This is a genomic window from Vibrio sp. 378 (assembly GCF_033339435.1).
Map to the genome: position 1 here is coordinate 130,460 of NZ_JAWOUO010000008.1, position 21,507 is coordinate 151,966.

A 21,507-nucleotide genomic window follows, 5' to 3' on the forward strand; every position below is an offset into this window, starting at 1 on the left:
AACGAAATTAAAAAAGCACGCGAGATGCGTGCTTTTGCCTAGTTATTAGATCGCCCAAGCCCAAGCTTAACTGGCTTCGGGTAAGCGATGTTTTGACTCCAACAAGTGGTTAGCCGAAGCTTGACGTGCTTTTTCAGCATTGCCTGCCATTATTGCTTCATAAATCTCACGATGTTCTTCGATGCACGTATTGCCTTCCTCAGATGAGTGAGCAATAAAGTTAATGAACATTGTAGTCAGAACATGCCCAAACGGTAAGAAAAAGTCGTTTCCGGTTGAGTTAAAAATAATGCTATGGAAACGAATATCTACATCCATCCAGCGCGCTTTGTCCAGTTCGTCTGCTTTAGCGACTTCCAACATATCTTGGAATGCTTCTGATAGCTGAATTCGCTGTTCCGCAGTGGCATTTTTCGCTGCGAGTGCACAAGCTTCAGGCTCTATAGCGCGTCGTAACCCCAAAAATTGATGACAGAACTGATCTATCTCTGTTAGACCGTCCATCCATTCAATTAATTGTGGGTCTAAAAAGTTCCAGTACGCTCGGTTGATGACTCGAGTACCAACTTTTGGACGTGACTCGAGTAAACCTTTTGATGTTAAAAGTTTTACGGCTTCACGCAAAGCTGTGCGACTGATACCAAACTGTTCACACAGGGACATTTCTCCTGGAAGAATGGACCCTTGAGGGATCTTGCCTGACAAAATGCTACGAGCAATTTCGCGAGCTACTTGTACATGTAAGCTGCGCTTGGAACCGGAGATAGAATGAAATTCACCAGACATAAAATCACTTATCGTTAAAATTGTATTATTTAAGCTTGGACTATATCATCCAAAGTGTAGCTCACCAAGAAGATGTTTACGTAATAACAGCTGTCTTCACAAATCCATTTTGAATCTCCGACTGCTTTATGAAGCCTTCATGATTATGATACTTAGCGTATAACAGATGAGGCCACCGATTCTTACATCATTCCTTATTTATTTGTTAGCTCAATATGTTAGTTAACTCTAGTCGCGCCTACTTATTGTACTCACTGATTTTCAATACACAGCACACAATTTGAATAGAAGGTCAGGTTTCTTGTTAAATAAAGTGATATTGTATTATTATATACTAAAGATCGGTGTGCATGATGTTACTACTCGACCATTCAATATTGAGTTTGGCCAATATACCTCGCGAGTAAAAATCATATTCATAAGATCGTTAGATTTTAGACGCTAAATAACAGTGCTTTACATTTACACAGAAAGTCTCCGCCTTCAAAGCGTGTTTCATTTGGCCTTTTCTAATTATTAGCTAAACAAGTCGTTTAGGCTGCTGGCAATGAGGAATATAGATGGCAGAGTTTTCACTTCTCGGGAATTCAAATCACAAGATACATGTACAAGTAGCAAGACAGATTTCTCGCAAAATATTGTCAGGAGAATTAAGTCAAAATGAGAAGCTCCCGAGTGAAATAGAACTGTGTAAGTTGTTTGGTGTTAGTCGGACAGCACTACGAGAGTCGACGAAGTTGCTGTCTGCTAAAGGCTTAATTATCTCTAAACCAAAAGTTGGAACTACGGTACTACCAAGAAACTATTGGCATTTTCTTGATCCTCAACTCTTAGAGTGGATCCAAGATTTAGAAGATACTAAGCCGTTTCTATCTCAGTTTTTAGGATTGCGTAAAGCCATAGAACCAGAGGCGTGTGCGCTGGCAGCCCAAAATGCCAATGCTGAGCAAAGAAAGCTGTTGTCAATTGTATTTCAAAGAATGACGATGGCAGCACGATGTCACGATTATGATGAGTGGATTGCTAACGATCATTTGTTTCATCAAACGATATTCCTTTGTACCGATAATCAATTCTACGTTCCCTTCAGCAATATACTTTCGACCATATTTAAGGTGTTTATTGACAAGTCAGTTGAAGGAGGGAGGTTCTGCCTTAATGAGCACCGTGCAATTTATGATGCAATTATGGTCGGAAACTCATTTCAAGCTCGTTTAGCCTCTCAAACGCTGTTAAATGATGAGAATCAGAGGCTTTCCGACGCCGTGAATAGTTAAGAGCTTGCGTACACCTTTATTGACTAAAAAGATTTTTCTGTCGTTTCTTTTTTGTCATGAACTTTGCCTAATGACCGAGCTCTTTAGTTTAAACGTTTAACCTCATTACAAAGGTTTACTAATGTTTTCCCAACCATATATAAAGAAAAATTTATCTCTTGCTTGGCCGCTCGCTCTTAATGCTTTGTTGATGCAATCAATGCTTATGATTGATACGCTGCTTGTTACTCCATTAGGTGAAGTTTCACTTGCTGCTATGGGGATTGCTACAACAATAGTTTCTTTCGTTTTAGGTATCCAAATGGCTCTAGCAAATGGGTCTCAATTGGTACTTAGCCGTGCCGTAGGCTCTGGTCATTATCTATCGTTAAATAAAGGTTTCTGGGCAGCTTTAGTTATCAACGTTCTAGTCGCATCCTTATTCTGGCTGTTGATTACTGTCTTTGATGAAGCATTAATCAGTAAGTTGACGGATAACGTTGATCTCTATGCGGAGACAAAATGCTACCTTGCAATTGCTAAGTTCATCGTCATATTCAATGCCATTACTCAGGTTATGATTGCGGTGTTCAATGCGCTTGGACGGACCAAAGTTCCATTTAAAGGCTATTTGATTGAATTGCCAGTCAACGTGGCGATGTCTTATGTTCTGATTCACGGCCTGACTAATTTTGAAGGTATTGGCGTTCAAGGCGCCGCGGCGGGTAGTTTGGTTGCTATTAGTATTCGGCTGTTATATTTAACCATGTGCATTAAGCTTGATGATTCTATCATCTTGTCTATTAAGAAGCTTGATGCGTCATTGAAAAGCAATATACATAAGCATTTTAAAGAGATTTTCCCCGTCGCGGCGAATGTCACAATGTTACAAACTGGCGCAACGATATACATGTTGCTGTACTCGCAACTGACCTTAAATGCTTATGTCGCTATGACTATCGTGATGCCTTGGATCAAAGCGGGTACTCAGTTCATTACTGCTTGGGCGCATTCATCGGCAATCACGATTAGCCAAGCAATTGGATCAAGAAAAATGGATGAGCTGCGTAACAATGTCGATATTAGTATTGATATGGCCGTGATGATCTCGTTCGTTTCAGCATTTTTCTTTTTTGCACTTAGTTTCGTGCTTCCTGATTTGTATCCCGACTTAGACCCGAGTACTTACAAAGCGTTATCCGCGATTGCTCCACTTTACATACTGCTACCGATAGTACGTGGCTATAACACCGTTCATGGTCATATTTTGAGAGCGTTAGGTAAAACAACGGAGGTGTTTAAGATTAACTTTACCGGTCAGTGGGTAATCTCAATACCGTTATGTGCTTTGATGATTTTATACTTGGACCTTTCAGTGTTTTGGGTGTTTGCAATCATGCCGTTTGAAGAAATTGTTAAGGCATGGCCATTTAGGCATTTAGCACGTAAGTCTCTGAAAGATTTCGATATTAATAAGGCAGACAAGCTAATGTACGATTGATCCTATGACTATTGGATTAGGTCGAAAATATTCGTAGATGCTATGGACTAAAGAGGAGTATGTCTAGCTTATCATTTTGGCGTTTATCGAGTTTATAAATTGTGATCAATAGAGCACATCATAACTTCTTTCCTCGAATCATTCCTTTGCAAACCTTATTATATGTATGACAATATTACATATAATAAGGTTTGAACATGAAACTCAATCTACTCGTAGCCGCAATGGCTGTTACCTTACCAACTCTTGCTATCGCTTCTGATTTAAATAATGGCGTTGATTATCCAGTCCCTGCCGATAAATTTGATATGCGAAACTGGAAGATCACTATTCCTTCCGATATCAATGAAGACGGAAAAGTGGACGAAATCGAGGGTGTGGCGATGCTGAGTTATTCACACAAAGATTTCTTCTTCTTGAACGAAGAAGGCAACTTGGTGTTTGAAGTGCAGAATAAAGCGGTAACGACAAAAAACTCGAAGAATGCTCGCTCTGAACTACGTGAAATGCCTCGTGGCGCTGACTTTTCTATTCAAACCGATGATTTAGCAAACCATTGGGCTTTATCGAGCCACCCTCAGGCTGCTAAACACAGTCGTGTAGGTGGAACGTTGGAAGCGACCTTGAAAGTGAACCATGTTTCTGAACACGCCAAATTTCCAGAGAAAGGGCCTGCTCATTCTGTTGTTGTCGGTCAAATCCACGCGAAAAAAATTGATGCAAGAATAAAAGAGGGTAAAGGTTATGGACATGGAAATGAACCCATTAAAATCTTCTATAAAAAATTCCCAGAACACAAAATGGGCTCTGTATTTTGGAACTACGAGCGTAACCTAGCGAAGGAAGATCCAAATCGTATTGATATTGCATATCCAGTATGGGGAAATACTTGGGATAACCTTGAAGAACCAGGCCAAGCAGGTATCGCTCTTGGTGAAGAGTTCAGCTACAAGATAGAAGTTCAAGGAACTATGATGAACTTGACGTTTGAAACAGAACGCCACGAGACAGTGACTTATTCCATAGATCTCAGTAAGGGGATTGATAGTAAGGACTTTGAGCATGGCTACGCAGAAGACATGTTCTATTTTAAAGCAGGAGCTTATGGTCAATGTAGCGTCAGTGAGTCTCACCCTGTGTGGGGTACAGGATGTGCGGGCACCGGTGATTTTTCAGTCGACAAGAAAAACGGTGACTATAACAGCGTGACATTTTCTAAGCTCAAGCTAAATCAAAATTGAAACTAATAGAAAACTAAGAGCTACTCGATTTCTACTTAAGCCTCATCGATTTGATGAGGCTTTTGTTTTCAGTGGAATTCTTTAAAAGGTAAGAAACAAGATAGAGCAAGCAATCACTGGGACTGGCTTGAATTTAGAGTATTGTGTTGAATTTTGTTCTTCTGAAGAGGTAAAAAATAAAGCCAGGCTCGAAAGCCTGGCCTAGTATCAAGTGCTACAAAATAACACTAGAGTTGCTTTGAATCGATGTTATCGAAATATGCTTTTGTTGAAGCACCACTTGTGTCCCCTACGTAAATAGTTAGCTGTGATGGTGTATTCGTTGCGTCTAAGCCTGTTTCGGACTGGCTTGGCGCATCAACCGTTTTTCCATTAATAGAAACGTTAATCTCATCACCATCCCAAGCTAGGGACATTGAGTTCCAAGCGTCAGTCGTAATAGTGCCTATTTCTACGTCATCTGATCCTGCTTCGGCTTCAACTTTACCACTGCCCGAAATTCTCAATTCGTAGTAACGATCTGAGTTGTTTTTACCTGAGCCAACATTAATGTATGTAGTTTTTTCGTTGTCTGACGGAATGTAAACATCGAATGACACGCTACCGTTTGATGTTGCTCCGTTTGAAAACTCGCGCGTAACGTATGGTTTGTTGGTCGTATCTGTGTCGGATATTAGCAGAGAGTTAGCGCCGCTCTTTGATACGTCATCACTTACTACAGCCACGGACGTCAAGGTGGAGGAGTCATCAGCAACCGTATTGTATTCTTTCCAACTAGAGTTTGCTGAACTGATATTTGTTCCTACTGGGTATGAGTCAAAGTTTTCACTCACGTCTTCTGACGGTTTATCAGGATTAGAACTTCCGTCTGAAATGACAACCGCTTCGCTTGATGCACTGTTGTAAATTGTCGCGAGGTCTAAGCCTGGAATGTAGTTGTCAAAATCCTCTTCTAGAACCAACACTTCAGAGCCCGAATCACTAGAGTAAATCTTCAAGTTGTCTGCATTTAATTCAAAGTTTGTAGTGTTGCCATTATCACCTAGTCTCAGTGATACATAGGTTACAGCGGTGCCATCAGCGACAGGTAACATTTCACCTATTTGTTTACCGTTAACCGAAAAAGAGAAGAAGTTTTCTATCCAACTGACTTCTATCGCGAGGTTTTCACCTAACTCAAACGTGTCGCCTGTTTCCGTCAAGTTTCCACTTGCATCGCGGTATTTGATTTTGCCGTTTTCAAATGCCACTTCGCCATGCAAGTTGGAATTCGAGGTTTTTGCTGCATAAAATGAGATGTAAGCATTGTCACCAGAACCGTCGGCTTCCTGTTCTGTTTCTTCATGATGCTGGTAAGTTAGATCTACAGTTAGTCGGCCTGTTGAAATTTCTGAAACACTCGTTGAATCAGACAGCTTGATTCGTAACTCACCGGTGTCTTCTTCTGTTCCACCTTTATTGGTATCCAAAATTTGTACGACGTTGTTATCGCCAGCGTCATTATTTGCCGCTGCAACTGCATCTTTCACCGCATCGTTTTCTGATTCATCGTTACCGGTGAAGTTTCCGTCATTCGTTCCTGAGATGGTTAACATGCCGTTTGAAACTTCATAAGTCCCTGTTAACTCGGTAGGGTTACCTAGATCGCTCTCGTCATAAAGGTTGAATGTAAGCGTCTCTGTATCTTTATCTTCGGTATAAGTTGAAGTGTAGATTGTGTAAGTACCGAAGTTATCATCATCGTTATAATACTTTTGCGTACCGTCTTCAAAGACATAGACGTTTGGCAGGTCGTGCTCATCATCGGATTTCGCCACAGTGGCTGGTGTTGAAATATCCCACATACCTTGGCTCAACTCAGACTCAGTTTCTGTTGGTGGGGGAGCCGATGGTGCATCCCTTAAATCAGTGTTACATCCGGTTAACAAACCTGTGGAAATAGCAATTGCTGCTGCAATTTTTGTTACTTGCATGGTAGGTACTCACTTCTATGTGTCTTTATTTATGTAATATTGTTAGACAAATAATTTCTGTCATCTAGATGGTTTTATCAATAGAATGATCCGACTCACACTAGATACAATGATTGCTCACTGAAGTGATGAATAAGTCACACAAAATAGTTGAATATTAACATCAATAAGAGCTGAACCTTTATGAGGTTGACAGCTTTCTTTATAGAGGAACAGCAAAAACTAAAGGTGATTTAGGAAAGAAATTTGATTTTACATCAAGATTTTTGATTTTAAGCCATTGAAGTTATTGCTGTTTATGTTTTTTTAATCTTCTTCTTTATCATATGAAACGAGTTAAAACATTTCTCTGTAAGTGATGTCTACAAAGGTCGTTTTAGAATCAGACATAGCTAACACTTTTGAATATATAATAATACAAATTGTCAGTTAAGGGGCACTTACATGATTAATATCACAGAACTCTCATGATGAATTAACTAGTATTTGTCATACATTAATTCAATAGTGTTGAATCAAATCCAGGGATTTAAGTGGTATCCCAAAAAATATATACAGAGAGATATAATCATGAAAGCAGTTACAACAATGTCCCTATTCGTTGCTTCCACATTAATGGCGGGAGCGGTTTCCGCAGCAACTTTAGACTATCGCGCAGAATATAAGCATGAGAGTGAAACTTATGCCCAACGTATCAAAATTAGTGGTAGTTCTAAAATTAACGATCAGACCAAACTGAACTTTGGTGTTGAACAAAAATTCCATAGTTACGACAACTCGCATTTTTGGGATCAACTCGTTGCTGGTGATTCTGAGTTTGATTGGGGAGTTCGCTACCAAATAAATAAACAATGGTTTATCCAACCAGGGATGCCTATTACTTTTGGTGATGATGACGAAAAAACCACTTATAAACCACAAGTTCGTGTTGGTTACAAATCCTCTTTTGGCTTAAGTACCGCTTTACGTTACCGACACGAATTTCAAGTTTATTCAGATGGTGCAGGTAACAAAACACTAACGGATGGTACTTCGGTAAGCGTTGCTGGGAAAACAGTTGAACAAGGTAAGTGGACACTGACAGGCTCTTACGATATGCGTCAGTTTGATAACGAGTACCTTGATAACGTCAAGCTGAGCTATGAGATCAACTACAACAAAAACTATGACGAAGTGCGTTTATCTGATTGGAAAGATTCTGAGTGGGATGCTGGCTTAATTGTTGGTTACCAAATGGGAGATTTCCGTCCTTACTTTGAATTGTGGAATGTCAAAGGTAAGGATGGTTCAACCACGGATGACCGCCAATTGAGAACACGCCTTGGCCTTAAATACAGCTTTTAACCCGAGTGTTATTGCCTAATTGTTGTTACAGCAAAAGAGCTGTTAATTCATTTTTATATTGTAGGTGTTAGATTACATGAAGCATATTTTCTTCAAAAGCTTGTTAGCTTCTTCTATTTTACTTGCTGTGGGCTGTAATAGTACGGCGACCATGGTAGATCCATTTCCAAACAACCAAGAAACTGGTGCTGATATTCTGACTCCCGTTACGATAACGGCGAGTAGTCATGATGGTAATGTTCCAGAGCAGTTGTTTGACCAAGATATTATGACACGCTGGTCAGCAAATGGTGATGGTGAGTGGGCGATGTTGGATTACGGCTCGGTTTATGAGTTCGACGCAGTTCAAGCCTCGTTCAGCAAAGGTAACGAACGCGTCAGCAAATTTGATGTTCAGTTTAGTACTGATGGTGAAAACTGGGTGACGGTTATTGAGGGTGCGCAAAGCTCTGGTCGCGCACTTGGCTTAGAGCGCTTCCAGTTTGAGCCTGCAGTAAAAGCACGCTATGTTCGTTACGTTGGCCACGGTAATAGCAAAAACCAATGGAACTCAGTTACTGAGTTAGCGGCAGTTAATTGCGGAATTAATGCCTGTCCGGCAAGTCACATCATTACTGATGACGTCGTTAACGCTGAAGCGGCTATGATTGCGCAAATGAAAGCGGAGCAAAAGGCACAAAAGGATTTACTCAAAAAGAATCGTAAAGGCGACTTTGGAGCACCAATCGTCCGTCCTTGTGAAACGACTGTGACGTGTGATCTTTCTAAAGCAATGCCTTACCCTACGTTACCGAAAGAGCCACTCGCTACAAATGCACCGGGTGAAAACTTTGACTTAACACGTTGGAAACTGACGACACCTTTCGACCATGACAAAGATGGTCGTGCTGATGATATTGATGAGTGGGACTTGGCTAACGGCTTCCAACACTCTGATATATTCTACACAGCAGATGATGGCGGAATGGTATTCAAGAGCTATGTGAAAGGCGCTCGAACTTCTGAAAACACTAAATACGCGCGAACTGAGTTACGTACCATGCTTCGTGCTGGTGATAAGTCTTACAGCACAAAAGGTGTAAATCCTAATAACTGGGTATTCAGTTCTGCACCAGTTGAAGATCAAAAAGAAGCGGGTGGTGTAGACGGTACGCTTGAAGCGACTCTGAAGATTGACCACGCAACCACAACTGGTCAGTCGCATGAAGTTGGCCGCTTTATTATCGGCCAGATTCATGACAAAGATGATGAGCCAATTCGTCTTTATTATCGTAAGCTACCAGACCAACCAACAGGTACAGTTTACTTTGCTCACGAAAAAACCAAAACTGGAACAGAGGATTACTACAGCTTAGTGGGTGATATGACTGGTGAAATCGGTGACGATGGCATCGCGCTAGGTGAAAAATTCAGCTACATCATTGATGTGAAAGGCAACACAATGACAGTTACGGTAAAACGTGATGGTAAAGATGATGTTGTTCAAGTCGTAGATATGAGTGACAGTGGCTATGACGAAGGTGGCAGATATATGTACTTTAAAGCCGGTGTCTATAACCAGAATATGTACGGTAATCCAGATGATTACGCACAAGCTACTTTCTATAAATTAAAACAATCTTTTGGTAAGTACCAAGGCTAGTTCTATCTCTTTTAGTTGATTGAAGTCCTTTGCCCTCAGCTTTGTAGCTGAGGGCTTTTTCTTTCTATAGAAGAATAAAACAGCTCAAATATTATTTTAATTGACATAGATAAATTAATTTAAAAATTTATCACTATAGATAGGTAATAATTATTGATTGCTTTTATCTTCTGACAATGTTTATTTTTAAGTGCGAATGTATATTAGAGTAGTTTAATTGGTTAAATTAAAAATAACTCAGCGTTAGGGTAGATAAATATCTCATGAAACTATAGAAGCTGTTTTTAAGCTGCCTAAGTGGAGGTTGACTTATATATTTATCGTAGAAGGAAACACTATGCGTGAAGCGAGTTGAATTGTGGTGTTCTAAAAGAAGAGGCCACGAGAAAATAAATTTCCCGTGGCGGCGGTATGAGCTTTGTTCGTTGCTTTAGAGCAAAGTAGCAAGCCTATTGCTAAGAGATTGAAATGACTATTGATGAAGAGTGCTCAAAGCACTAAAGCTCACATCAAAGATTTCTCCTCGATATGCATTATCAGGTTTAAACTGAGGGTAAATTCCGGCTTTGAAGTAAAACGCAATATCAGGCGACGCCCATCTTTCAGTCAGAGTATAGGACTTGTTGTTAGCGGTGTCTGAGTATGCTTCTCCCCACTTCAGTGTGTGCGAGACCATATTACTGCCATCTGCATCGTAGGAGGCTAAAAACAGTCCTTCCTTATCGGCACGGATCGTATATTGCCAGTCTTCGTTTACCGCGTAGGTACCAAGCTTAACGCTGAATGCGTTGCAATCAGTACAGTCTTTGTTGTTATCAAGTTTGTAGTTATCGTTCAGAATAACTCTGACTGGCTTATTGTCACCTTCCCAAAGTAGCTTCACGAGTGCTTGGCTGATTTTCCAACCATGTATCTGGCCTACCACGACTTTTGGTAATTGACCGTCGATTTTAGGGTATTCGTTAATTCTTAGTGTTGCGTTTAGCGTATGCGAAGTTGCACCGGTACGACTATCTTCAATATACCAACTTGTCTCTTCATCGCTGGTGCTGCAATCCGGGGAGTTAGTACTGATGTAGAGCTCTCGCAATTCTGAACGGATGTAACTGGAGTTGGCCGTTGACGTGCCGTAACCCATATCGGCGCGGAAATGCATGCTACCGTCAATAACATTGAAGTATGATAAATCAATCTCGCGTTGGTAAACGCTCTCTTCGTTAGACAGAGGATCTTTACTTGAATTACAACGCTCAGGCTCTAATTCAGCCGCGCTGTCACCGCCAAAACCATACCAATCATTTTTGCTTGTAGGAATGGTTAATTTCCAATCGTCAATATTCCAAGCTATTGAATCAGTATGGTCAGTTTTGGTTAGTCCTAACTGCTTAAATTGTACCTTTGCTTCACCGTTTTCAAACTGGTTGTAAACTCCGGCTTTAAAGTAGCTCAGGAGGTGCTGCCAGTAGGATACATCTACATTTACCTTTTGCTCATCGTTCACTTTAATGGTTAATGTGTTTTCTCCGATTTTTACTTCGAATCGCGTGAATGCGTTGAGATCGGCTTTTCCTAAATCATAACGATCGTATGATGTTGCATAACAATCTGATGCGCTAGAAGGTAGACTGCAATCTATGGCATTGTTCTTTACTACCGCCCAGTAATGACCAGTGATACTGTTTCGTTCTTGTTCCCAAACGATTCGTAACAAAGGGTGTGGGATAGCACCTGTACCAGAAGTATCTGTGCCTTTGTTATGAATTTGCAGGAAAGTGACTTCATCATGGTTTGCAGGGGAGCTAGCAATTGCAAGGTTAATCTCTGGTAATCGAACATCTGCATACAAAGTTCTAGAGACGCCTTGTTCTGAAATGTTGAAGTTTTCTCGCTCACGAACTTCTGAGCGCATTTTGTAGTTCGACATTTTAAAGACAAGGTAATTGGAATCCTTTTCTGCGTAAAAGTGGTCACTCTTATAATCCGAGAGTGCTCCATTTTTGACGTCACTGGTTTTATTTCCCTCCTTCCCATTGGGATCTGATACTTGTAAATCTGAATTACTCAATATGTTTTGAAATTTTGCTATTGAGTATGGTGCTACATGCTCTTGGTGTGGAATATTTGGTTTATCATCTTGGCTTGTAGGGGAGGTATTTCCTCCACACCCTATTAATCCAAGCCCAGAGAAGCTTATTAGAAGCAATTTAGTTGATTTTATAAACACAGTAGTACGTCTCTTACACTATTTAATATTTGTAATACAATATCATTTTAGTGTTGTTGGGGAGTAGTTTAGTCATAAGTTAAATAGTAAAACTGTTAATTAAATCTCAGAAGAGTTCTATATCTATAAGTGGTGTCTTTGATAAGGCGTAAGGTTAAGTTATGTCTGTTTTTCCTAAGAGTTATTAACGGTTTTACTATGATTAAACGCTAATTGATAAGCTCATGTAGAGTCATGTAAACAATCAAAAAAAGCCGAACATGACGTCCGGCTTTGAATTAGTTCCCGATTTTTACATTAATTTTTAGTGACTAGCTAAAGATTAAATTTGTGCGAATGCGCCTTCCCAAGTGTAAGCCACACCGTCGAACTCAACGCGATGTGCCGCGTTCTGCTTGTCTTCGTCTAGGTTGCAGATAGCGAAGTGGTAAGCGTTGCCTGTGGTAGTTTGCAGACGAATTACGGTACCCACTTCGTTGTTACCAACGACGGTTACTGACTCTACTAGGCCACGAGCGCCAACCGATGCTTCGATAGACTCGTTGAAGTAACCGTGTGTCTCTAATACAGAAGCAAACACGTGGTTCTGACCAGATTGACGTAAGATCAGTGCTGGTTCGCTCTTCAAGTTGAAGTCTGGATCATTTGCGCCAGTGCGAGTGAAGAACACTTTGCCGCCGTTTGTTGCGCTTGTGATTAGCGAGTAGTAGCTGTTGTCGTGCAACCAGCTTACAAGTGAGCTGCCTTGAACTTGGCCTGAACCCACATTCCATAGATGTTGGTAGCCGTTGTCTTCGCCCATTGGACGCAGCGTGCTTTCTACATCGTATTCAAAATCCGTACGGATGATTTGACCAGAGTAGTGCACTGGCAGGTCGTATTGGTGCTCTTGATCTGCTTCGATGCGGTAAACATCAATCACAAGTGGTTTTTCGAATTCTGGCAATTCAGCAAGAATGATGCTGCGCTGCATGTCTACACCGTTGTAGTAACCAGAAATACGACCGCTCATGCCTTGCAGCTTTTCATCATCAGCTTTGAAGAAGTGCTTAGAACCGAACTTGGTTTCTGCTAGCGCTGTGTCGAAGTTATTTTGCGTCTTTTGGTCAACCGTTACTGTGTTGTGCGCCACCGTCTGCTTACAGTAAGACTTGTTCTCTGGGATGTAACGACCGCCAAATTTAGGCTCAACGTTTACCCAGCGACCAAAGCCGTAATCGTGCAGCACTTCATGACCGCGGTTAAACACGCTCAGGTGCAGACCATCATAGTGACCGTGGTCTAGCGCTGAGTGGTACTGGTGATCGCTGCCGTGTTGACCAAACCAGATAAGCGCCATTGTATCTGCGGTATTGGGGTCGTCGTCTTGCTCGTCACGGTGACGAAGAATGCTTACGCCGCCTTTTTCGCCTTTTGGGCCGTCCGTTACGAATAGGCTACCCCAGTTGAATGGTTTGATGTTGTCTGTTGCTGCAACCGCGTCAGACAATGTTTTACCTGAGATATGAACCCAAACGTCTTGCTGGTGGTCTGCCATGCCAAGTAGCGTTTCAGACTGCTCGTAACGGTGGAAACATACTGATGTAGCCATGATTACGCCTTCATCATTGATCGAAATCGTCTTCGATGAATCGTTCAGTGCTGGCAAAGTACCATCTGGGAATGCCGTCTTAAATACTGCGTAAGACGTAGTCTTGATGACTGAATCGTTGAACTCGTAAATACCAAGCTCAGGCTGACGACGTTCAATCGCTTCTGCGAATAAGTAGATTGGACGTAGCGAGAAACGGTGGTAGTAAGGACCTTCCATGTAGTAGCCGTCTGGCGAGAACAGTTGGTCTAGCTGAGCTAGGAAGCCGCCGCTGACTTTGTCCAGTTTCAAGCCGTAAAGCGCTTTGTCTACCGCATCTTGATCGTTGATTGCGTAACCACAGATACCCACTGCTGCTACTGCCCACAGGCCGTGGTTGTGTACGATGTCGAAGTCGTGACCGTAAGTGATTACGAACAGCTCAATCATGTGTTTGAACAGGTCGTTTTCAATCAGTGTTTTTTGCTCTTCTTCCAACGTGTGGTAAATGCAGCTGTACGCGCAAGATGCGTATAGCATCCACATGTTCTCGTTCAAAGTTTGGTGGAAGATCTTACCCGGAGGGTTAGAGTCACGGCTGGTGTTGCTTTCGAGCTGAGGGTAAATCTTCGCGTAAGCCGTTAGCATGTCCACGATGTAATCGCGGTACTTCTGTTCGCCAGTGATAAGGAATAGGCGACCTGCTAGATCAATGTGGATGTAGTTTTGCTTGTGGCGGTTGTGCTCGTAACCGCCGCCTTCGCCGTGACCTGGAACTTCAATGCCCACCTCGGCCATGTAAGCGTCAGTTTTTTTGATGTCACGTGCTAGTGCATTTCCTAATAGGCTATCCGTGCCAAGTGCTTTGCTTAGTTCTGCCGCTTCTTCAAAGTTCATTAATAGCGGTTGGTAAGACTGGGTTTGGTAGCTCATTATTATTTCTCCTGCCCGAATGCGTTCACTTCTAGAGAGTAGAAGCCATTCCAGCTGTAGGTTCTACCGTTCATTTCTACTTGGTGTGGGGTTTGATCGTCAGCGCCGAGCACATTGCTGATCATCACAGTAATCAGTGATTTTTCAGTCGTGATTTCTACGATGCTGCCAACGGCGTTGTAACCCACGACGCGGATATATTTCACCTGACCACGTGCATTCACCGATTGCTCAAACTCTTCATTGAAGTAGCCGTGTGTTTCTAGCACAGAAGCAAATAGTGTCGATTCGCCCTTGCTGCGCAGAATGAATGCCGGTTCGCTACGTAGGTTAAAGCTTGGGTCATTGGCGCCAGTACGAGTGAAGATTACTTCATTCTCGCCGTTTCGTTTCGCGCTGCTGCTTGTGCCTAACCAAGTGTAGTAGGTGTTGCTTTGTAGCCAGCTAACCAGCGCCGTATCTTGCACTTTGCCGCTTGCTACTTTCCAAAGGTGTTGGTAACCGAAGTCATCGCCAAGCGTGTTCAGTTCACCAAAGCTTTGGTAATCAAAGTTAGTACGTACGATTTGACCATCGTATTGATGAGAGTAGTCGTACTGATGTTCGCCTTCACCTTCAATGCGGTAAAGGTCTAGCAATAGCGGTGCTTCAAGCTCATCGAGGTTAAGCATGAACACACTACGCTGCATGTCTGTATTCGGGTAATGGTCGTTCGCAAACGCACTCATACCGTTGATTTCAGTGTCTTCTACTTTGAAGAAGTGAGGCAAACCATGCACCGAGTCAGCGCGGTCTGCATCGAAACCATTCTGACATTGCTCATCAATCGTTACCGCGTTGTGCGCGATGGTTTGACGTGCGTACGATTTGTTTTCGTCTAGGTAGCGACCGCCGAATTTAGGCTCTACGTTTACCCAGCGACAGAAGCCGTATTCACGCAGTACTTCTTGACCACGGTTGAAGAAGGTAATGCCAAGCGTATCGAAGTTACCATGTCCCATGCCGTGTTGACCGTAGTTCATCACAAGCTGTGACACATCACCGGTTTTATCCTGCATACGGATAAAGCCTTGTGCTCCATTGTTACCAGTTGGACCTTCGTTAAGTTCCACACTTGGCCAGAAAGGCATGCCGATTTCTCGGTCAGCAATGGCTTTATCGTAGGCTTGAGAAAGTTCTAGACCGCATGGGTGCATCCAAACGGCGTTTTGAATCTTCGCCATGCCAAGGATGTTGTCATCCATACCGTAGTGTTTGCTGTAAACGCTAACTGCCACTTGAACGCCCATGTCGGTAATGCTCATGGTACGAGATGCGTCGTTTAGGGCAGGAAACTCACCATTCGGGTAAGCCGTTGCCAGCATTGCTTGTACTGTGTTGCCAATCACTTTGTCTTTGTAGTTGTAAATGTCTACTTCAGGCATGTGACGGTGCACTACTTCTGCAAATACACAAGTTGGACGAATTGCATAACGATGGTAGTACGGACCTTCCATGTAGTATCCAGAAGGGGCAAACAATTGTGAGATTTGCGCTAGAAAGCCGCCGGTATCATCGCGATCTTGACCGTATACCGACATCTCTAGATATTCAGGTTTGCCAATAGCTAGACCACAAATACCAACAGCCGCAACTGCCCAGATACCGTGGTTGTGAATACGGTCGAAATCGTGCGCGTATTTCACGGTGAACATGTCTAGCATTGGTTCGAAAATGCGCTCAACAACGGCTGTGCGCTCTTCTTTTGTCATCACTGATGCCACGCAAGAGTAAGCAAGGCTAGTAAACATTAACCAACAATGTTCATTAAGGATCTGGTGGAAAAGACGACCTGTTGGGTTAGTGTTTTTCTGTACGTGGAAATCAAAAGTTAGGTACTTCTCTGCGTAAATAGCGAGAAGATCTTTAACGAACTGTGCGTACTTGTCTTCTTGAGTGATCAAGAACAAACGACCCGCTAAGTTCATGTAGGTATAGTTTTGTTTGTGGCGGTTGTGCTCGTAGCCACCCGCTTCGCCGTGACCTGGCACGTCTAGAGGCAGACGCATGAAGGCTTCAAGTCCCTTGCGATTCGCTTCAATGGATTTGCCCATTAAGCTCGGCTTTCCGACTTCCTTTCTTAGTAGTTCGACTTCTGCTTCAGTCAACAAAATCGGTTGTGTAGTCATTTCTTTACCACCCTCAGATGAAGTGTGTTGTTTTCTTAAACTTTCTATAAAGTAATACAATATTAAGTTTGGGTGTAGTTTTTGTGGCAAAAAGGGAGAGTGAAATCACGCGAATTTAGCTAACTTATTGATTTATATTGGTGTGGTAATCCTTGTTGTGACTGATGTTTCGGCGTTATCAATCGTTAAGTGGAATGCTTTAACGAGCACCGTTTGATGAATATCACATATTTTTAGATATATTGTATGACAATTAAAATAGATCGGATATGCTCGTTACCAATTCGACAGCAGACCCTTTCGCTTCGCGTTTCACTTTTATCAATACGACGCTTTTTTAAGAGAACCTTTTAATAAAAGCATGGTTAAGAATGAAGTGCCGTAGGGTTCGCTTTAATAGAGACTTTTTAGGAGTATGACGATGAATTCTTTCTTTGTATTAGATGAGAACCCGTGGGAAGAGCTAGGCGGCGGTATCAAACGTAAAATTGTTGCTTACACAGATGACCTAATGGCGGTTCACCTATGTTTCGACAAAGGTGCGATTGGCGCTCCGCATACTCACGAAATCCATGATCAAATCGGCTACGTAGTACGTGGCAGCTTTGAAGCAGAAATCGAAGGCGAGAAGAAAGTACTTAAAGAAGGCGACGCATACTTTGCTCGTAAGCACATGATGCACGGTGCGGTTGCACTAGAGCAAGACAGCATTCTTCTGGACATCTTCAACCCAGCTCGTGAAGACTTCTTAAAATAATCTATAGCGCAACCTCAGTTGCTAAGGTGACAACATGAAATCATTAAACATCGCGGTCATTGGCGAATGTATGGTTGAGCTACAGAAAAAGGAAGGTCAGCTAAAGCAGTCATTCGGTGGTGATACGTTGAATACCGCACTGTATTTATCTCGTTTGACCAAAGCTCACGATATCAAAACCAGCTATGTAACGGCTCTGGGTAATGATCCTTTTAGCCAAGAAATGCTATCAGCATGGCAAGAAGAGGGCATCGATACTAGTCTGGTTCTTTCCGTTAAAGAAAAGCAACCAGGTATCTACTACATCGAAACCGATGAAACTGGCGAACGTTACTTCCACTACTGGCGTAACGAAGCGGCCGCTAAGTTCCTATTCGAGCAAAACGAGTCTCCGCTATTAGTCGACAAACTTTACTCGTACGATGCGGTTTACTTGAGCGGTATTACATTAGCGATCCTTACTGAAGAAGGTAAGACGCAACTGTTTGGCTTCCTTGAGCGCTTCAAGGCACAAGGTGGTAAGGTTATTTTCGATAACAACTACCGTCCTAAATTGTGGGAAAGCCGCGAGAATGCCATGTCTTGGTACCTTAAGATCCTTAAGCACACAGATATCGCACTGCTCACATTTGAAGATGAGCAAATGCTTTACGGTGACGAGCATCTAGAACAGTGCATCGAGAGAACCTCTGCACTGGGCGTGGATGAAATCATCATCAAACGTGGTAGCAAAGATTGCTTGGTTGTGGCGAATGGCGAAGCGCAATACGTGGCGCCAAACAAAGTCGACAACGTGATTGATACAACAGCGGCTGGTGATTCTTTCAGTGCAGGCTTCTTGGCGAAGCGTTTGACTGGCGGTAATGCTGTGGAATCGGCTTACTCTGGTCACTGTATGGCTGGCGCGGTTATTCAACATAAAGGTGCCATCATTCCGCGTGAAGTGATGCCAGATCTTCCTTTGTAATTCTTTTGCGGAGCGTTGAGTAATCGGCGCTCCGCAGTGATTTATTGAACTCAAGTTAACGACGACGAGTACACTCTTATGACGACATTAAACGAACAATTAGCAAACCTAAAAGTAATTCCTGTTATTGCCATCAACAAAGCAGAAGATGCGATCCCTCTAGGTCGCACTTTGGTTGAAAACGGTATGCCTTGCGCTGAAATCACGTTCCGCACAGAGTGTGCTGCAGAAGCGATTCGTGCTATGCGCGCTGAGTTCCCAGAAATGCTGATCGGTGCAGGTACGATCCTAACTAACGAACAAGTTGACCAAGCGATCGAAGCTGGTGTGGACTTTATCGTAAGCCCTGGCTTTAACCCTCGTACGGTTCAATACTGCCTAGACAAAGGCGTGGCTATCGTACCTGGCGTAAACAACCCAAGCCTAGTTGAGCAAGCGATGGAAATGGGTCTGCGTACACTTAAGTTCTTCCCTGCTGAGCCATCTGGCGGCGTTGGTATGCTTAAAGCATTAACGGCGGTTTACCCAGTGAAATTCATGCCAACAGGTGGCGTGAGCTTAGGTAACGTAGACGAGTACTTGTCTATCCCTTCAGTACTGGCATGTGGCGGCACTTGGATGGTTCCAACAAAACTTATCGATGAAGGTAAGTGGGATGAACTAGGGACACTGGTTCGCGACGCAGTAGCTCACGTAGCATAAGTGTCGTAACACCCCGATAAAACTAGCGAAAGAATGAAAAGCGAGCCTCAGTGCTCGCTTTTTTGTGTTTGAAAGAGGCGAGAGTTAAGAATCGCATTCATATAAATCCTACTTTCTATCAAATTTTTTCGAAACATCTCATTACGTTTCCTTCAAAGAAATGCCGCGCATTTTTGATCTTCAGACAAAGCGCGAAGAAGAAAAATATTCCATACTCTAATAAATTTCAATTAGACAATTTGTATTACAATATATTGAGGTGTTCTGAATGGCAATTATCTCCTAGAAAGCCATTGGTCTAAGAAAGTAAGGGGTTTGACGTATTTTTTTCGTTGAATAACTTATGCTTTAGATCACAATTAAAGCTTATTGTAGTACAAATAGAGTTGTGAGGAGAGTAGTCTAGACGTTAGAAAATGATCAAACTTGAAAGGCTGAAAAAATGACTATTGATACTCTTGTTGTTCTTGCCTACTTCTTCTTCTTAGTTGCAATTGGTTGGATGTTCCGTAAGTTCACTACCTCAACCAGTGACTACTTCCGAGGGGGCGGTAAGATGTTATGGTGGATGGTAGGTGCTACCGCCTTCATGACGCAATTTTCAGCATGGACGTTTACAGGTGCCGCAGGACGCGCGTTCAACGACGGTTTCGTTGTTGTAATCCTATTCTTAGCCAACGCATTTGGCTACTTCATGAACTACCTCTACTTTGCTCCAAAATTCCGCCAATTACGTGTAGTGACGGCGATTGAAGCGATTCGTCAACGTTTTGGTAAGACTTCAGAGCAGTTCTTCACTTGGGCTGGTATGCCAGACAGCTTGATCTCAGCCGGTATTTGGTTGAATGGTCTTGCGATTTTCGTGGCAGCGGTCTTCAACATTCCTATGGAAGCGACCATCATCGTTACGGGTTTAGTGCTAATGCTAATGGCGGTAACGGGTGGCTCTTGGGCAGTTGTTGCATCTGACTTTATGCAGATGCTGGTTATCATGGCAGTGACGATCACTTGTGCAGTGGCGGCATACTTCCATGGTGGCGGTATTGGCAACATCGTGTCGAACTTCCACGGCGACTTCATGCTGGGTAACAACCTGAACTACTTCAGTATCTTTATCCTTTGGGTTGTGTTCATCTTTGTTAAACAGTTCGGTGTCATGAACAACAGCATCAACGCTTACCGCTACTTATGTGCAAAAGACAGTGAAAACGCACGTAAAGCTGCAGGTCTTGCATGTGTGCTGATGATTGTTGGTCCTATCATCTGGTTCCTACCACCTTGGTACGTTGCGGCATTTATGCCTGATTTCGCAGAGCAATACGGCTCAGTAGGTGGTGATGCAGCTTACCTAGCATTCGTACAAAACGTAATGCCAGCAGGTATGGTGGGTCTTCTTATGTCAGCAATGTTTGCGGCGACCATGTCTTCAATGGACTCTGGTCTTAACCGTAACGCGGGCATCTTTGTGATGAACTTCTACAGCCCGATTGTGCGTCCACAAGCGTCGCAAAAAGAACTGGTTATCGTGAGTAAAGCAACGACTATCGTGATGGGCTTCATCATCATTGGTATCGGTCTATTCATTAACTCACTACGTCACTTGAGCCTGTTCGATATCGTACTGAACGTCGGTGCATTAATTGGCTTCCCAATGCTGATTCCTGTACTACTTGGTATGTGGATTCGTAAGACGCCGGATTGGGCTGGTTGGGCAACACTGGTTGTTGGTGGCTTTGTTTCTTACATCTTCGGTATCTCACTACAAGCAGAAGATGTAGAGCGCCTATTCGGTCTAGAGCAAGCGTTTACAGGGCGTGAGTGGGCAGACCTAAAAGTTGGCTTGAGCTTAGCTGCACACGTTATCTTCACCGGTGGTTTCTTCTTGCTGACAACGCGCTTCTACAAAGGTCTATCACCTGAACGTGAGAAAGAAGTGGACCAATTGTTCGAGAACTGGAATACGCCACTTGTGGCTGACAGCGAAGAGCAGCAGAACCTAGATACAAAACAGCGCGGCATGCTTGGTAAGCTTATCAGCGTAGCGGGCTTCGGTATCCTAGCTATGGCTCTAATTCCAAATGAACCATCTGGTCGACTACTGTTTATCTTGTGTGGTGCGATTGTTCTCTCGGTGGGTGTTCTATTGGTGAACGCAGCCCGAGGGCCTAAAAGCCCAAAGTTAGCTAACGCGAAAAGCTAACCAAAGTTAAAGACTCTCAATGAAAAATCCCGCGGTGTTAAAGCCGTGGGATTTTTTGATCACGCTGACTGAGAAAGCGTGGCGCATCGTTTGTTGTTATTCGTTGTATTGGGGAACTCCCAATAAGGTGCGACTATATTCGCATTAGAGTCGTCAGCCTGAAGCGAAAAAGCAATCTAACTTTCTTTGCACGCTGTGTTTACACTTTACACCCCAAACCTGATGCTTTGTCTATTTAAATAA

14 protein-coding genes are annotated in these 21,507 nt (G+C 42.9%); 9 read left to right on the forward strand and 5 right to left on the reverse strand.

The genetic code is table 11. The features are described 5' to 3' along the window. Positions 1-66: 66 nt before the first annotated feature. Positions 67-786 (reverse strand): FadR/GntR family transcriptional regulator, encoded by a 720-nt coding sequence (locus tag R7Q48_RS16160; RefSeq protein ID WP_005388529.1) that lies wholly within the window; start codon positions 784-786, stop codon positions 67-69. A gap of 560 nt (positions 787-1,346) precedes the next feature. Between R7Q48_RS16160 and R7Q48_RS16165 the strand changes: the two genes are divergently transcribed. From R7Q48_RS16165 to R7Q48_RS16175, 3 genes are all read left to right on the forward strand, one after another. Continuing rightward, positions 1,347-2,063, forward strand: coding sequence for a FadR/GntR family transcriptional regulator (locus R7Q48_RS16165; protein WP_017634231.1), 717 nt, complete (start codon positions 1,347-1,349; stop codon positions 2,061-2,063). 190 nt (positions 2,064-2,253) lie between these two features. Further along, the gene (locus R7Q48_RS16170; RefSeq protein WP_025998585.1) at positions 2,254-3,543 is read left to right on the forward strand and encodes an MATE family efflux transporter; all 1,290 of its coding nucleotides are present in this window, start codon (positions 2,254-2,256) and stop codon (positions 3,541-3,543) included. Positions 3,544-3,740: 197 nt separating this feature from the next. Continuing rightward, positions 3,741-4,784, forward strand: a complete 1,044-nt coding sequence (locus tag R7Q48_RS16175; RefSeq protein ID WP_054578992.1) for a polysaccharide lyase family 7 protein — start codon at positions 3,741-3,743, stop codon at positions 4,782-4,784. A 227-nt stretch (positions 4,785-5,011) separates the two neighbouring features. Here the strand turns inward: R7Q48_RS16175 and R7Q48_RS16180 are convergent, their stop codons facing one another. Further along, a complete protein-coding gene (locus R7Q48_RS16180; RefSeq protein ID WP_033906977.1) occupies positions 5,012-6,757 on the reverse strand; it encodes a hypothetical protein in 1,746 nt (581 codons plus the stop codon). 570 nt (positions 6,758-7,327) lie between these two features. Here R7Q48_RS16180 and R7Q48_RS16185 point away from each other — a divergent pair. Both R7Q48_RS16185 and R7Q48_RS16190 read left to right on the forward strand, forming a co-directional pair. Next, positions 7,328-8,101 (forward strand): oligogalacturonate-specific porin KdgM family protein, encoded by a 774-nt coding sequence (locus R7Q48_RS16185; protein WP_017634227.1) that lies wholly within the window; start codon positions 7,328-7,330, stop codon positions 8,099-8,101. A 76-nt stretch (positions 8,102-8,177) separates the two neighbouring features. Beyond that, complete coding sequence (locus tag R7Q48_RS16190; protein WP_170893277.1) at positions 8,178-9,743, forward strand: polysaccharide lyase family 7 protein; 1,566 nt, start codon at positions 8,178-8,180, stop codon at positions 9,741-9,743. A gap of 472 nt (positions 9,744-10,215) precedes the next feature. On the opposite strand, the gene R7Q48_RS16195 is transcribed toward R7Q48_RS16190, so the two are convergent. From R7Q48_RS16195 to R7Q48_RS16205, 3 genes are all read right to left on the reverse strand, one after another. Next, positions 10,216-11,967, reverse strand: a complete 1,752-nt coding sequence (locus R7Q48_RS16195) for a polysaccharide lyase family 7 protein (RefSeq protein WP_318132380.1) — start codon at positions 11,965-11,967, stop codon at positions 10,216-10,218. Between the two features lie 322 nt (positions 11,968-12,289). After that, entirely contained in the window at positions 12,290-14,470 is a 2,181-nt protein-coding gene (locus R7Q48_RS16200; RefSeq protein WP_170893275.1) for a heparinase II/III family protein, read from the reverse strand. Positions 14,471-14,472: 2 nt separating this feature from the next. Continuing rightward, positions 14,473-16,638: a heparinase II/III family protein gene (locus R7Q48_RS16205; RefSeq protein WP_256902652.1), complete on the reverse strand. Its 2,166-nt coding sequence runs from the start codon at positions 16,636-16,638 to the stop codon at positions 14,473-14,475. 421 nt (positions 16,639-17,059) lie between these two features. Between R7Q48_RS16205 and R7Q48_RS16210 the strand changes: the two genes are divergently transcribed. From R7Q48_RS16210 to R7Q48_RS16225, 4 genes are all read left to right on the forward strand, one after another. Continuing rightward, positions 17,060-17,395 carry a cupin domain-containing protein gene (locus R7Q48_RS16210; protein WP_005450851.1) on the forward strand — a complete coding sequence of 112 codons (336 nt, stop codon included), beginning with the start codon at positions 17,060-17,062 and terminating at the stop codon, positions 17,393-17,395. Positions 17,396-17,429: 34 nt separating this feature from the next. Beyond that, the gene (locus R7Q48_RS16215; RefSeq protein WP_256902653.1) at positions 17,430-18,362 is read left to right on the forward strand and encodes a sugar kinase; all 933 of its coding nucleotides are present in this window, start codon (positions 17,430-17,432) and stop codon (positions 18,360-18,362) included. A gap of 78 nt (positions 18,363-18,440) precedes the next feature. Next, a complete protein-coding gene (locus R7Q48_RS16220) occupies positions 18,441-19,064 on the forward strand; it encodes a bifunctional 4-hydroxy-2-oxoglutarate aldolase/2-dehydro-3-deoxy-phosphogluconate aldolase (protein ID WP_005388506.1) in 624 nt (207 codons plus the stop codon). A gap of 442 nt (positions 19,065-19,506) precedes the next feature. Then, complete coding sequence (locus R7Q48_RS16225; RefSeq protein ID WP_005388503.1) at positions 19,507-21,264, forward strand: sodium:solute symporter family protein; 1,758 nt, start codon at positions 19,507-19,509, stop codon at positions 21,262-21,264. Positions 21,265-21,507: the final 243 nt, after the last annotated feature.